Genomic DNA, 14,001 nt, shown 5'->3' on the forward strand with positions numbered 1-14,001 from the left:
CTAATTTTCCTCCCAGTGCTTGCCTAGATTGACTTCCAAACAAGAACGTAAATTCTTATAAGCACTTTTCAATCGACTTTTGATTGCTTCAAGTTTGGCTTCTGTGATGTCTGAAATGGCATTTGCTGAGAAGCCACCTTCTTCCTTCAATAGAAAGCAATCGAGCTGATGTCGTGGTAAATTGTTAATGCAGTGTTCTAAGGCCGAGCTTTGCCTACTGCGCTTAAGATATAAATCAGGTGTTTGGGAATCGTCACTGCCCTCTGTATTTGACGTTGTGCTTTCTGATGGAGCCTCTTCTACCGTATCAACCACTTTTATATGCCGTACGCTATCAATGACCTTATTACGCGCAATAGTATAAAGCCATGTAGTGAACTTAGCCGAGCTTCTGTAAGTGCTAGCGGCACGAATAACTTTTGCCCATACTTCCTGAAATAGATCTTCAGCTTGACCTTGGTTTTTTACCTGTCTTAGTAAGTATCGAAATAAGCTGCCTTTGTGCCGTAAATACAGTGTTTCAAAGGCAGCAAGATTTCCTGTTGCGTATGCTCCCATCAAGTCTTCGTCACTTGCTGTATTATTAGCGGTAGCCTTTTGTGCCTCATGAATATGATCATTCCTTAGGCTTTGAGCTGCGGAGTCTGCTAATGCAGGCTCTGATAGACTTGTTGAGTCAGAATTCGCCATTAGTTCCTCAGTTGGCTATACACTTGTTCATTCATGTTTTCATTTGCTTTATCAAGATTTGCCGGTGGCATAGTTTGCTCTGCAAGTTGTTGCGCGTTTCTAACGAGTTGCAAAAACTCGTTTCGGTAACCGAAATCATCTCTACCTTTATTTTCCATTGCGGTCTCGATGATCCATGGGTAGCTAATATCACTCGCAAACTTACTTTCTTTAAGCCGCTGGGCGAAAGCGCTTACTGCAACAGCAAACTTAAAATCCGTTGATTGTTGCTGAAAGGCCACTATTTTATCTTTAGTAACCGCCGTTTCAATTAAGTTGCTAGTATCACTATTTGGTGCTTTGTAACGTAGCTTAACATAAGCCAATTCGTTGCCTAACTCAGCGAGTGTTTTGTTTTCGTTTTCTGCGCCATCCGTGTAGCGTAGCGCACTGTTATATTTACTGGAGCTTGACTGCAGACTAATTTCATATAATGCGGTGACTGTATGGCCGGCACCGATGTCACCTGCATCTACTTCATCGTTGTTAAAGTCTTCATTTGCCAAGGCACGGTTTTCATAACCAATAAGGCGATATTCCGCTACCGTGGCAGGATTGAATTCCACCTGAACTTTTACATCTTTGGCAATGATCTGCATAGTTGATTGCAACTCATCTACAAGCACTTTTCTGGCTTCGTTTATAGTGTCAATGTAAGCATAATTGCCATTGCCTGCGTCAGCAAGTTGTTCCATTAGGTGGTCGTTATAATTGCCTTGACCAAAGCCCAAAGTGGTTAATGCTATACCTTTTTCACGTTTCTTTTCTATCATACTGATGAGCGCGTCGTGATCCGACATCCCTACATTGAAGTCACCATCGGTGGCCAAAATCACTCGGTTTACTCCGCCTTGTATATAGGATTGCTCTGCCAAATTGTATGCTAGTTGGATGACTGCCCCGCCATTCGTTGAGCCCCCGGCTTGAAGTTGCATTAAGGCCTTTTCAATTTCTGCTCTATTATTTCCATTTGTGGGTTCTAAGACCACTCCAGATGCGCCCGCATATACAACGATAGCTACCTTATCGTTGGCCTGTAGTTGCTTACTTAGCATCAATAACGAACGTTTTAAAAGCGGTAACTTGTTGCTTTGGTTCATCGAGCCCGATACATCAAGTAAAAATACTAGGTTACTGCCCTTAGAGTCTGCGATATCGGGCAAATATCCTTTTAAGGCGACTCTGAGAAGATGGCGTTGCTCGTTCCATGGCGCGCTCGACACGTCGGTGTTGACGCTAAATGGTTGATTCATATCAGGCGGCACACCATAGTCGTAATCGAAATAGTTGATAAACTCCTCAATTCTAATGGCGTCGGTCGGGGGCAGCATGCCTTGATTGAGCATACGTCTTGTATTTGTGTAACTACCGGTGTCTACGTCGACGGAAAAGGTCGATACCGGGTCCTGAGTGGTGAGTTTTACCGAGCCAATATTTGGCGACTCATAGTTTTCATTGTTAATTGCCTGAGAATCCCAATCAACTTCGGCGTGGAACTGGCTGCTCGATGCCATATCATTAAGAACATTCATTCTTTTACTTCTATTTTGTATTAACTTTGCTTCGCTGACGCTTATTCGTTGAAGCTCGTGCTCGGAAGCTCGACTGCTGCTTACTTGAATGCTTTCTATTTGTTCTTCGCTTGCCGTGTTTTGCGCTTTCGCCTCAACTTGTTTCTCTGGTCTGTTATCGCTATTTGTTGACGGACCTGCACAAGCCGTTAGAAGAAAAGATGCGGCAAGCGCTAAGGCAACTCGGCTTTTCACCTTCCCTATTTTGTGTGCCTGGCATGCAGAGATGTTTTGCGGGTGAGATATAGCTGTGCTTGTATATATGGAAGGTGATTTAGTCATGGTTTTTCCCTTAATTCTGATGAAAGCGCAGACGCTGTAAGTAGGTCGGCGCAATAATGTGTCTTATTGCTTACCAACGCATCAGAAATCAAAAAGGGCTTTTTTATTTGCAGTTATTTTGTGGGTCTGCCTGCTACATTACTATCAATGTGCATTAGACAATAATAATGACTGCCGTAAACGGGCCAATCATAAGCGGTGACTGGGTGACGAAACTCGTGATATTTTCGCTATCACTTTGCCATAAGGATACTTTAGTCGATGACATGAAACCAAAAGGTAAAGGAACTTCCTGTAAATCGAAAGAGAAATTAAACGCGACGTATATTCGTTGCTTGTCTGACTTGATGGAATAAGCGAGTAGCTTTTCATCATTGTTAGCATAATAGGCACGAAGCTTACCAAGATGTAGGTTGGGGAAATCCTGGCTTAGCTTTTCAAGGCTAGCAAGAAGTTCAGAATGCTGTAGCTCTTGCTCAAAACAAGTAGCGCAAAGCGTATAAAGGTGTGCGTGAAGCATCAGTTCTTGTTGATGTAAGCGCTCCAATTTAGCTTCGTTACTTTGTTGACTAGGTAGCTTTGAGGCGCGAGAAGGGGGGGCTTGTTGAGCGAGCAGTTCCTCGGGTGAGTTGATAATGTCAGCAAGTCGCTCTATGCCGGTCTTATTAACTGAAGGTCTTTTACCGTCGGTGCTATTTTCAGCACCTTCTATGAAAACATTTTTAGCATGCTCATACCAAAGTGATGAATAAGAACTGTCGTTCTTAAGTCGGTCGCGTAAGTCACCTAAGCTATTTTCTGATTCATCATCCTTGTTGCTACATGCACTCAGAAAGCAAACTGCCGTGATAAAACAACATGATTGCCATAGCTTTCTTTGTGGGCGCATATATAAAATAGTGTTAAAAATAATCATCATACAAAGCCTACGTGTTTCACTACTAGCGAAGATCAACATTGTGTAGCATTATGAACTTAACGCGCTTTAACTCGCTATAAACACAAATAAAACTCGCTTGCTTTAGAACAGTGTACAGCCAACTTAAGTTGATAAAAGAATGAAGGATATAAAATGAATAATATCGGCACGCCCTTTTCGCCAACGGCAACAAAAGTGATGCTTTGTGGCGGTGGTGAATTAGGCAAAGAGGTGGTTATTGAGCTTAAGCGCTTTGGTTGTGAAGTGATTGTTTTAGATCGCTACCCGAACGCGCCGGCGATGCAAGTGGCCGATCGAAGTTATTGTTTGTCTATGCTCGATGGTGATGCTTTGCGCAAGGTTGTACTGCAAGAACAACCGAATTATATCGTGCCTGAAATAGAAGCCATTGCGACAACTACCTTGCTTGAGTTGGAGGATGAAGGTTTTAATGTTGTCCCAAGTGCAAAAGCGGCGCATTTAACAATGAACCGTGAAGGGATCCGCTGTTTAGTCGCACATGAACTGGGTTTACCCACTTCAGACTTTGCCTTTGCCGACGACTATGAGACATTTTGTGAAGCCGCTTCGAACATTGGCTTTCCCTGTATCACTAAACCAATTATGAGTTCATCTGGGAAAGGACAGTCATTCATTCACAATGTTGATGAGCTAGCCCAGGCTTGGGAATATGCACAGGAGGGTGGTAGAGCGGGAAAAGGTAAGGTGATTATTGAATCGGTGGTTGACTTCGACTATGAGATTACCCTTTTAACTATTCGACATGTGAACGGTACGGCTTATTGTGAGCCAATTGGTCATCGTCAAGAAGATGGTGATTATAGAGAATCATGGCAACCACAGGTCATGAGTGAAAAAGCACTTGTCTTGGCCAAAGAGATTGCCCAGGAAGTCACAAATGCCCTTGGTGGTTACGGTTTATTCGGCGTGGAATTATTCATAAAGGGCGATGAGGTGTATTTCAGTGAGGTATCTCCTCGCCCACACGATACCGGCATGGTAACGCTGATATCTCAAGACTTATCCGAATTTGCATTGCATGCTAGAGCCTTCTTAGGGTTTGCAATTCCTAGTATCTCTTTTCGAGGCCCGTCAGCGTCAACAGCCCTTTTGGTAGATGGGCATTCAACGCAAACTAGCTTCGCTAATCTGCAAGAAGCATTAGCAAAGCCGAACACTGATTTGAAATTATTTGGTAAACCGGAAGTCGCCGGACGAAGACGAATGGGGGTTGGTCTAGCAAGAGCCAACAAGCTCAGTGACGCAATTGACTTGTCTAAGGAAGTGGTCTCGAAAGTGAAAGTAAGTCTGTAAAGGTATACCTTTAAGTAACTTATCGATGCAAATATACCTAGTGGCAATGAAAAATTTGCTACCGTTAAGCCTTAGTTGAGTAAATATTTGGGCGCTTTTTTGCGTCCATTTTTTTGAGAGGCAAAATGTCCATCACACAGCTTCTAGGCAAGAGTCGACAATCCAAGCAACAAGAAGGTTTCACGCTTATAGAGTTGATCATCGTGATTGTTTTGCTTGGCGTGCTCGCTATAGTTGCTTTTCCACGATTCCTCGACCTGAGCCGCGATGCTCGTATTGCAAGCCTCACTGGCGTTGCCACCCAAATGAACAGCACTATTGATTTAGTGCAGGCAAAGGCTTATGTGTCGGGTCTCAGAGCAGTAGCAAGCAACCCTGCTGGCCCTTCGGGTAGCGATCAAGTTGGTTTCGTTGTCGACTTTGGCCCCTTTAGCTCAGAAGTAGATTTTCGAAATCTATGCCCAGAAAGCTCCGCGGAACTAGTTGATGCGCGCGATATGTTGGATTTTCTGACTCTGGATGTTGGTGGTAACATCACAACACGCGTCGACAATCAATACACACGGATAGGTTATGATATTCCAGCTACCGGCCAGCCCTTGGATCAGGGCTGTTATATTCTATATGATTCTTTTGGCAGTCCAGACTGCACCGTCGATGTGGTAATAGACGACTGTTAATGAGCCAGCCGATAGTGCTTATATCCCCACTAGCTTCTGAAACTCAGCATACATTTTCGATCGGGATGCGCCCTCTTTTTGACTAGAAGCCGCTGGCCAATTGCTATTTACAGCAATCACTAGCTCTCTTTTCGGGTCAATAAATATGCCTTGGCCAAAAATGCCCTTGCCTTGAAATGAGCTATCAGCAGAGGTCCACCATTGGTAAGCGTAACCATTGCTATTGCTATCACTTGAAAAAGACACTTGTGTCACCGTGGCCTTCTCAAACCAGCCTTGTGGCACGATTGATTCGCCATTGACTACAGCGCCATCGAGTATAAATTGGCCAAACGACGCGAAATCACGCGTAGTCGCTTGTATGCAGCAACCACTGATTTCATGTCCAGAAGGACCAAGGATCCAAGAGGCATCTTGTTCTGCTCCAATGTGTTGCCATATTTTTTCAGAGAGATAAGCTGACAGCGTTTTTCCGGTAGACTGGCTCACCAATACACCAATGAGGTTTGTTTCGCCAGTACTGTACAGCCACTTTTCGCCTGGCTTTACAGCGCGCTCAAGCTTGCGCATATAACTCACGGTTGAGTCTACACCTGCGTCGCCTTTGCTAAAGTTAAACTTATTGACGTCGGAATTTGGGTCGCTATAGTTTTCGTCCCATTTAACTCCTGAGGTCATGGTGAGCAGTTGTTCGATAGTAACATCATCGTATGCGCTTCCTTGCATATCAGGAATGTAATCAGAAACAGAGTCTTGCAGGCTTTTGATGTAGCCATCTTTGATTGCCGCACCAACCAATGTCGATGTAAAAGACTTGGCGACAGAAAAGCTGGTCCATTTACCGTCTTTATCAAAGTCTAGGCCGTATTTTTCGAAAACACGTTTGCCTTTGTGCAAAACAACTAAGCCGGCGATACGCTGCTCTCGAAAATAAGCGTCAATGCTCTCTTCAGGAATATTTAGCAGGTCACCCGCTTCAATGCTTGTCTGCGAGGCACTAGCGCTATTTTTACTCACCATAGAGTACGGTAGCACTTCTAATGCCTCTAGGGAGCGAAAGCCGGCATCGCGTTGCTCGGTTGTCCAAAACAACACATTTTCAGTAGTCGGTTGATTGAGAATTAAGTAACGGATGCTTTTATCGATACTAAACCAAAAGCCTACGGCGACGATCACGATCGCAACAAGTGCACCAACTATCCATTTCCACATATCAACTTTCCTTTCTCTATTTTTATTCTGTGCTCAATACTGCACTGACTTTGTAATACGCTCAAGTCTTGCCTGCTTAAAATAATGCAAGTTGTTGACTCGTGATGCTGTCAAAAGAGCCATCTATGAAAGGCAGTATTCCATCCGCGATCGGCTTTATTTGTTTTTCTACGTAGTGTTCATAGTCGAGTTGGCTGCTTTGATACTCTATTGCTTGCGGGCCATTGAGGGTTATCACGTATGATATCCAAGCTTTATTCTGATATTTAAGGGCTTTACCTAGCGCTTGATTTTGTTCATCTGCCATTCTCGCTGCTTTAACATGGGGTGGTACATTTTTTACATAGAGCTTGAGATTTCGCCGAATACGTTTGCGATACACAAGCTGGTCGTCGAGCTTACCCGAGCGCGTATCGTTAATAATTTGCAACAAATACTCTTTTACGTTTTGTCCGGCAAAGACCATGGTATATAGCTTAAGTTGAAAGTTTTTTGCCAGTTGAGTCCAATCTGAACGCACAGTTTCTAGGCCTTTAAAGACTAGCTCCTCACCGTTCTTGTTTGTTTTTAGGCCGGCATAACGCTTTTTACTACCAAGGTCTGAACCTCGAATAGTTGGCATTAAAAACTGACTAAAATGGGTTTCGAACTCAATTTCTAAATGGCAATCGAGTTGATGCTTCTGACGAATGTCACTTTGCCACTTTTCATTGATTTCACTTGCAAGTGCTTCACCAATTTGCATGGCTTCTTGATTCGAATATTCTCCGTTTAACCACACAAAGGTGGAGTCGGTATCGCCATAGATTACTTCATAGCCGGCTTGCTTAATCCATTGTGCAGTAGTTTGCATAATATCGTGACCACGCAGCGTAATTGAACTGGCTAAACGGGTATCATAAAAAGGACAACCACCTGATCCCAATACGCCATAAAAAGAATTCATTAAAATTTTTATGGCTTGGCTACGACTGGCATCGTTATTTCTCTTTGCTTCATCGCGTTGCTGCCAAAGCGATGTGATAATTTCAGGTAGAAAGTGTTTCTCACGACTGAACTTAGCGCCCTTAAAGCCTTCAATTGCATCTTCGGGTGAAGCTAAGCCTTCAACCAAGCCAAGAGGATCTATTTTAAAGGTGCGAATGATCGACGGGTAAAGACTTTTAAAATCGAGTACTAATACATGTTGATACAAACCGGGCTTTGAGCTCATTACATAGCCACCGGGGCTTGCAAGTCCACCATCTTCAGGTCGATTAGGGGCGACATAGCCCGCACGATGTAATTTGGGTAAATATAGATTTATAAAGGCAGCTACCGAGCCGCCCATTCGGTCAAGCTCAAGGCCGGTTAATTGGCTTCGCAGGCTTAAAAAGTCGAGTACTTTTGTGTGGGCGAATATAGCGAGTACTAGTTGGCAGTCCATTAAATTGTATTTGGCTAACTTAGGCTTATTGTGTTTGAAGTCATGCTCAATTTGGGCAAGTCTATCGTCAACATTTTCGGTTTGCTTACCCTTGCCAAGTAAAGACTGTGCAACATTCTCTAAACTAAAACTGTCAAACTGGTAAGTGGCTGTTTTCAGCGCGTCAATGCCATCTACAACCACGCGACCAGCCATCGATACAAAGCCGTGATTGACCTCGTTTCTGGCATCTCGCCATGAGATAGCTTGCTGGTCGCGACCTAAGTTCAATTCCACCCGATACAAGGCGGCGCGTTTTATTAATAGACGAAAATCAAAGTTAACCACATTCCAACCAATGATAATGTCGGGATCATATCGCTTAACGTGCGTAACAAATTGCTCAAGTAGCGCTTTTTCATTTTTCACCCAAATAACCCAGTCTTCGCAGGGCTCGGGCTCACCAATCATTAATACGCATTTGTGGTCATCGTTCGCCAGGCCAATCGAGAATAATTCACCTTGCTCACTGCATTCAATATCAATCGATAAAAGGGTGAATTGCGGAACGAACAGGCTGGGTTTACATTGAACATTGTAAAGTTCAATAAGGTCACTTTTGCTAGACCTTAGCTCACCGCTAAAGGTTGCGCTACCATAAATAAAGCGCTCCATAAAATATCGGTCGCATGGGCGAATATCATCTTCATAACAGCAAACCTTATGCTCTTTTAGTAGTGTTTTGGCTTTGTATAGGGCCGAGTTTCGATTGAAGTAAAGACCCGCAACAGCTTGATGGTCGAAGGTTTTCAGTTCAAGTGGCTTATATTCATGATCGATGGCATGTTGAGTCAGTAAGTCTCTTACCTTGAGCGCATCGTGTTGAAGAATGAAGAACAGCCCTTGCTGAGGGGGAGAGCTTGCTTTTACTATGCCTTCATGGGTTAAGAACCAGCATTCTATATAAGTCTTACCACCGCGCTCTACATGACGAGCACTAAGGATAAAACCTTCGAAGTGGCGTTGCATTAATATAAGCCCTATAGAAAATCGATTAGTATTCTTGGTATGACTTACAACGGTAACTGCAAGTGAAGGGGATCGCAAGGCTGAGCCTTGCTTAAATAATTGACAAAAATCTACCGCTACAAAAACGCGCCGCACTAGTTACCTAGAGGGCGCGTTTTTCAGTCTTAACTCGCGCTTACAAAGCTTCCGCTATGAGGCTACAAGTGGGCATTTATTTAAATAATATACCCTACAAAGGTAATGGCATTGGATTACCATTTAGCAATGCTTCGCCATTTTCAAGTTTGAAGGTCATTGAGTAATCACCTTCTTCACTTACAACGAGCATGCCTTGAGCCGCAAACATGCCCAGCATGCCTTCTACTTGCTGCGAGGCAATTTGCATAATTTCATCATCGCTCATGCCACTCGTGCTCGGATCAGCAGCCATTTGGCTAGCAACAACCTGTGAGCCTACATACATTGCCATGGTTTTATCCATGTTGATGTCGGCATCCAATATCGCTTTACTTATCCAGAAAGACGGATCTTCAAGCATCGTAGGCATTTCTTCGATACCTTGGAGTTTAGTAAGTACTTTAGCGTCTATTGTGCCGCCATTGATGGAACCAGATAACTCAGTAATATTAATTTCAGGATTAGCTGCCAACTGTGGGAGTAACTTATTCTCCATCAAATCCTGCATGGCAGCTTCCATTTGCAATGGATCGTTACCGAGCTCTTGAAGCGTTTCAAAAAGCACTCGCTCTAAGTTATTTATTTCAGTTTTTACTACTAGCTCTTTAGCTTTAAACTCGGGAGCACTGAGCGACTCAATTGCGTAGTTGATATCCATATCCATCAACGCAGCATCCTTAGAAGTTGTCGATATAAAGTCGACAACAACATTGTGCATATCAAAACCTATCTCTTCAACCGGCATATTCAACACCACTGAACCCACCGAAAAGGTTGACGAGGAGTTGTAAAATACGTTGTTGAGAACCTCAGAAAGTGGCAGTTCGATGTTTAAATCTAGCTTTACATCAGCTACTTTCAGGTCGTTTCCTTCGCCTACAACAGTAAATTCGGCCATCTCACCGCTGTATGTCGAGCTATCTCCGTCAGTGCCAACGCCATTCCAGCCACTGAATAAAACGTCGTTCCCATTATTATTTTCAGCATTTACGCTAAAGCTTGGTATTGCATCGGTGTAGGATGTGCCACCAAATAGGCCAACTTCACCTGCTAGACTGTAAAAACGTTTATCTGCGGCGTAGTCTAGGTACTCACGGAAGGTATCTTCATTGCTTGTTGATTTAAACGCAGACAATCCCAAACCAAAACCATTTAACGTCAATACAGGGCCATGTTGAGCTTCAATGTTCAGAGTGAAACTCATTGTATCGCTTAATTCTGCAATATCGCTTGCAGATAGACCAAGATCTTCATACATGTCAGTTGGCAGACCAAAGGTAAGCACTGCTTCGGTCGAAAACCAGCCAATGCTTCTGCTATCAATTGTAGCTGTGTACCCGGGGTTGGCGTTGACACTTTCTATGAACGAGTCAAGTGACGAATTGAAACCGTTGCCAGTAACTTTTGGGCCGATTAGGCCAACCGCGGCAAGCGTAGCAATAGGGATAATAATTTTTTTCATAATACTTCCTTGTTAGGAGAACGACTTCGAGGGCTAAGCCTCACGTTAAACGCTGCTTTCTACACATCGTACCAGTTATAATACACGACAGTGCCCTGTACTAAAAGTATTGATACATCGAATATCTGGAACGATAACTAAGCTTTGACCCGTCTATGAAGCAGTATTCGTTAAATCAAAAAAGGTACTATTTATTCGAGTTTGCTAATTGCTCATCAATAAAGTTGTTAATGTGTTCCTCGAGAACAAATAGGGGGACCGAGCCATTGGCTAAAACTGCATCATGGAAGTCACGAATATCGAAATTTTCACCAAGAACTTTTTCTGCTTTAGCGCGCAATTCCTTAATTTTGATCTCACCTATTTTGTAAGAGAGTGCCTGCCCAGGCCAAGAAATATAGCGATCGATTTCTGTATTTACGTTGTGCTCAGAAAGCGCCGTATTTTCCATCATATAATAAACCGCTTTGTCTCGACTCCAGTCGAACATATGCATACCCGTATCAACAACTAGTCGGCAGGCGCGCCACATCTCATAGCTCAAGCGTCCGAAATCGTCATAAGGGTCTTCATAAATACCGACTTCTACTCCAAGATATTCTGAGTACAAACCCCAACCCTCACCGAAGGCTGAAATGTAAGTAGACCTTCGCACATTGGGCAGTTCGTCCATTTCAGCCGCTAACATGATTTGTAAGTGATGACCTGGAACTGCTTCATGTAGGGTCAGTGCTGGGAGGGCATACAAAGGGCGTTTATCGAGCGCGTAGGTATTAACCCAATAATAGCCGGGTTGATCATCGGAGCGCGGGGAAATATAACGCCCAGTCGTATATTTAGGCGCTATGCTATCGGGCACGGGAGCAACACCGTAGGGTGTGCGTGGTAGCTTTTTAAATAATTTGGGAAGTTGCGCATCCATCTTCTTGGAAATATAAGAAGCGGTAATAATTAGATCTTCGGGCGTTTGTGCATAGAAGCGAGGGTCGGTACGTAAAAAACGAATGAAATCGTTAATGTCGCCGTCAAACTCCAACTTGTCGACAATTTCTTGCATTTCAGCACGGATCCGCGCTACTTCAGCTAAACCTATGTCATGGATTTCTTGAGCCGACATGTCGGTAGTTGTAAAGTGCTTTATTCTATTTTCGTAAAAAGCACTGCCATTGGGCCATGTTTTAACGGCGATGTCGCTTTTTGCATTTGGAATATATTCATCGGTGAGAAAGTCGTAAAAATCAGAATAAGCTTGATTGACCTTCGCAATAGCCTGTTCAGCATCGCTTATTACCTGACTGGTTTTTAACTCATCTGGCATGGTGTCGAAAGCGTTAAAAAAGCCACTTTCCCGCGGTGTTTCACTTAAGAAGGTTTCAACTGAGTCTTCAAAGCCTTTCAAAACAGCCTTGGGCTGTACATGACCTGACTTCATGCCCGTTTTCATATAGGCGATTTGTTGTTCAAAATGAGCTGGAATTTCGTTTAAGAGCATCATATATTGCGCGAGTTGCTTTGCATTTTTGATGCTAGCGCCGGTGGCACGGTTCCCAATAGCGCTATGGAAGCCATATTCCGAGGTAATAGGCACCAAGTATTCTTTATATTTGTACTGATCAACGTAATTTTGAAGGCGATACTTTTGCATTAGTAGCGAAATATTATCGGTGGTCGACAAAACAGAGCTGTCGATGTTATCTAAGGTAGCTAAGTAGCCTTCAAATGTCGCTGCATTTTTGGCGAGAGCTTCTGGACGAATATCAGGCAAGGCCGAAGAAGACTCTTCGCCATGGCTTTTGGCCAAGGTAGGGGAGATGCTCAGCTCGTAGGCCCAAATTTCGTCTAATAGAGAGTGAAGTTGCTCAGAGCTTTGTTTTTGGCTAAGAGCAATTGACTGGCTTTCAGAAACTTGCACCACACTTGAATTCGAATCGGTAGAGCCGCAACCCGACATCATTGTTGCCAAGGCCAAGGTAAGTGCCATCGATACGGCTTTTTTTGTAGCGAATTTTTTAGTTGCTTGCGAGTTGCTGGTGGCTGTCATGCTCATATTATCCCTTGATCAATCATTTTTTATTGTTATTGCTTTGCTCTCACCAATTGCCATTGTATTAAAGGCAGAACTTGGCAGGCCTAAAAGCTCGCGTTGTTTTTCTAATTCTATAAGCGGTGCGCCAGGCTCTTCAGCCGTTAACGGAAAGGTTCCCCAATGCATGCCTATCGATTGTTTAGCGTTAATATCCAAGTGTATCTGCAGCGCTTCTTTGGGGTCGACGTGATACTTTTGCATGAACCAACGAGGAGCATAGGCTCCAATCGGAATAAGCGCCAAATCGATTTGCTCTACTGCACCGCCTATCTCTTTAAATTGTACTGAATTATAACCGGTATCACCTGCGAACCAAACATGAAAGCCTGCGATATTAATCGACCAACTAGCCCATAGCGTAGTTAGCCGATCAGCCAAACCTCTGGCCGACCAATGCTGGCTAGGTAGCGCGAGGATATCTGCGGAAGCGAAGGCATTTTGCGCGCTGGCTTTGTCCCACCAATCCAGTTCACTAATGTTATTCGCATTTATGCCTTCGTCAAGCAAGTGAGCTTTTAAGCCTAAGGGCACAAAAAAACGAGTCGGCGACACTTGTGCCTGGCTTTTCTGACCAAGCATTTCCAGCGTGCTATTGTCGAGGTGGTCGTAATGGTTATGGCTAATGATCACGACATCAATATTGGGAAGTGCTTCATAGTCCATAGCATGAGGAACATACCGATGCGGGCCTGCGAAGGAGAGTGGCGATGCTCGGTCAGTAAAAATAGGGTCGGTTAAGACGCTCAAGCCTTTGTATTGTATCAGAAACATTGAGTGGCCAAGCCAAGTTACTAAAGCTTGGTCGGCATCTCCTTTTAGGTCACTTTTTGCCTGAATGCGAGCTACATCAGCTTCCTGAAAGGGTACTTGCGAGGCGAGAGCAGGGTGGTCAGCCCACACATCTTCGCCTAATATTCGCATTTCAAGAAAATCAAAAAAGCTTTTATCGGTGTCTTCAATGTAGAGATTTTGAAAGCCGTCGGCACTGTGATGCGCTTTGCGTTGTTGTTCGTTGCCCGGCTTACTTACACAAGCACTTAGTATCGAAAATCCAACTAGACTAAGAATGATGAAGTGCGGCTTAAGTTTTTGATGTATAGCGCTCATGAAGGCC

10 protein-coding genes are annotated in these 14,001 nt (G+C 43.8%); 2 read left to right on the top strand and 8 right to left on the bottom strand.

What is annotated here, in order from left to right; genetic code table 11:
• The 3 genes from ISG33_RS08020 to ISG33_RS08030 form a co-directional block, all read right to left on the bottom strand.
• The gene (locus ISG33_RS08020; RefSeq protein WP_195733100.1) at nt 1–690 is read right to left on the bottom strand and encodes a sigma-70 family RNA polymerase sigma factor; all 690 of its coding nucleotides are present in this window, start codon (nt 688–690) and stop codon (nt 1–3) included.
• The gene (locus ISG33_RS08025; protein ID WP_195733101.1) at nt 690–2,582 is read right to left on the bottom strand and encodes a vWA domain-containing protein; all 1,893 of its coding nucleotides are present in this window, start codon (nt 2,580–2,582) and stop codon (nt 690–692) included. The genes ISG33_RS08020 and ISG33_RS08025 overlap by 1 nt, the downstream gene beginning before the upstream one ends.
• Nucleotides 2,583–2,736: 154 nt before the next feature.
• A complete protein-coding gene (locus ISG33_RS08030) occupies nt 2,737–3,501 on the bottom strand; it encodes a hypothetical protein (RefSeq protein WP_195733102.1) in 765 nt (254 codons plus the stop codon).
• Nucleotides 3,502–3,654: 153 nt separating this feature from the next.
• Here ISG33_RS08030 and purT point away from each other — a divergent pair, with 153 nt between their 5' ends.
• A complete protein-coding gene (gene purT / locus ISG33_RS08035; protein ID WP_195733103.1) occupies nt 3,655–4,836 on the top strand; it encodes a formate-dependent phosphoribosylglycinamide formyltransferase in 1,182 nt (393 codons plus the stop codon).
• Between the two features lie 125 nt (nt 4,837–4,961).
• Entirely contained in the window at nt 4,962–5,516 is a 555-nt protein-coding gene (locus ISG33_RS17225; protein ID WP_195733104.1) for a type II secretion system protein, read from the top strand.
• Between the two features lie 18 nt (nt 5,517–5,534).
• Here the strand turns inward: ISG33_RS17225 and ISG33_RS08045 are convergent, their stop codons facing one another.
• The 5 genes from ISG33_RS08045 to ISG33_RS08065 form a co-directional block, all read right to left on the bottom strand.
• Entirely contained in the window at nt 5,535–6,728 is a 1,194-nt protein-coding gene (locus ISG33_RS08045) for a serine hydrolase domain-containing protein (RefSeq protein ID WP_195733105.1), read from the bottom strand.
• 76 nt (nt 6,729–6,804) lie between these two features.
• Nucleotides 6,805–9,162 carry a DNA polymerase II gene (locus ISG33_RS08050; protein ID WP_195733106.1) on the bottom strand — a complete coding sequence of 786 codons (2,358 nt, stop codon included), beginning with the start codon at nt 9,160–9,162 and terminating at the stop codon, nt 6,805–6,807.
• A gap of 229 nt (nt 9,163–9,391) precedes the next feature.
• Nucleotides 9,392–10,801, bottom strand: coding sequence for a YdgA family protein (locus ISG33_RS08055; RefSeq protein WP_195733107.1), 1,410 nt, complete (start codon nt 10,799–10,801; stop codon nt 9,392–9,394).
• Nucleotides 10,802–10,988: 187 nt separating this feature from the next.
• Nucleotides 10,989–12,842: a DUF885 domain-containing protein gene (locus tag ISG33_RS08060; protein ID WP_229333503.1), complete on the bottom strand. Its 1,854-nt coding sequence runs from the start codon at nt 12,840–12,842 to the stop codon at nt 10,989–10,991.
• A gap of 18 nt (nt 12,843–12,860) precedes the next feature.
• Nucleotides 12,861–13,994, bottom strand: a complete 1,134-nt coding sequence (locus ISG33_RS08065; RefSeq protein ID WP_195733108.1) for an MBL fold metallo-hydrolase — start codon at nt 13,992–13,994, stop codon at nt 12,861–12,863.
• Between the last annotated feature and the right edge of the window lie 7 nt (nt 13,995–14,001).

It is taken from the genome of Marinibium conchae (assembly GCF_015595035.1).
GTDB lineage: Bacteria > Pseudomonadota > Gammaproteobacteria > Enterobacterales > Alteromonadaceae > Glaciecola.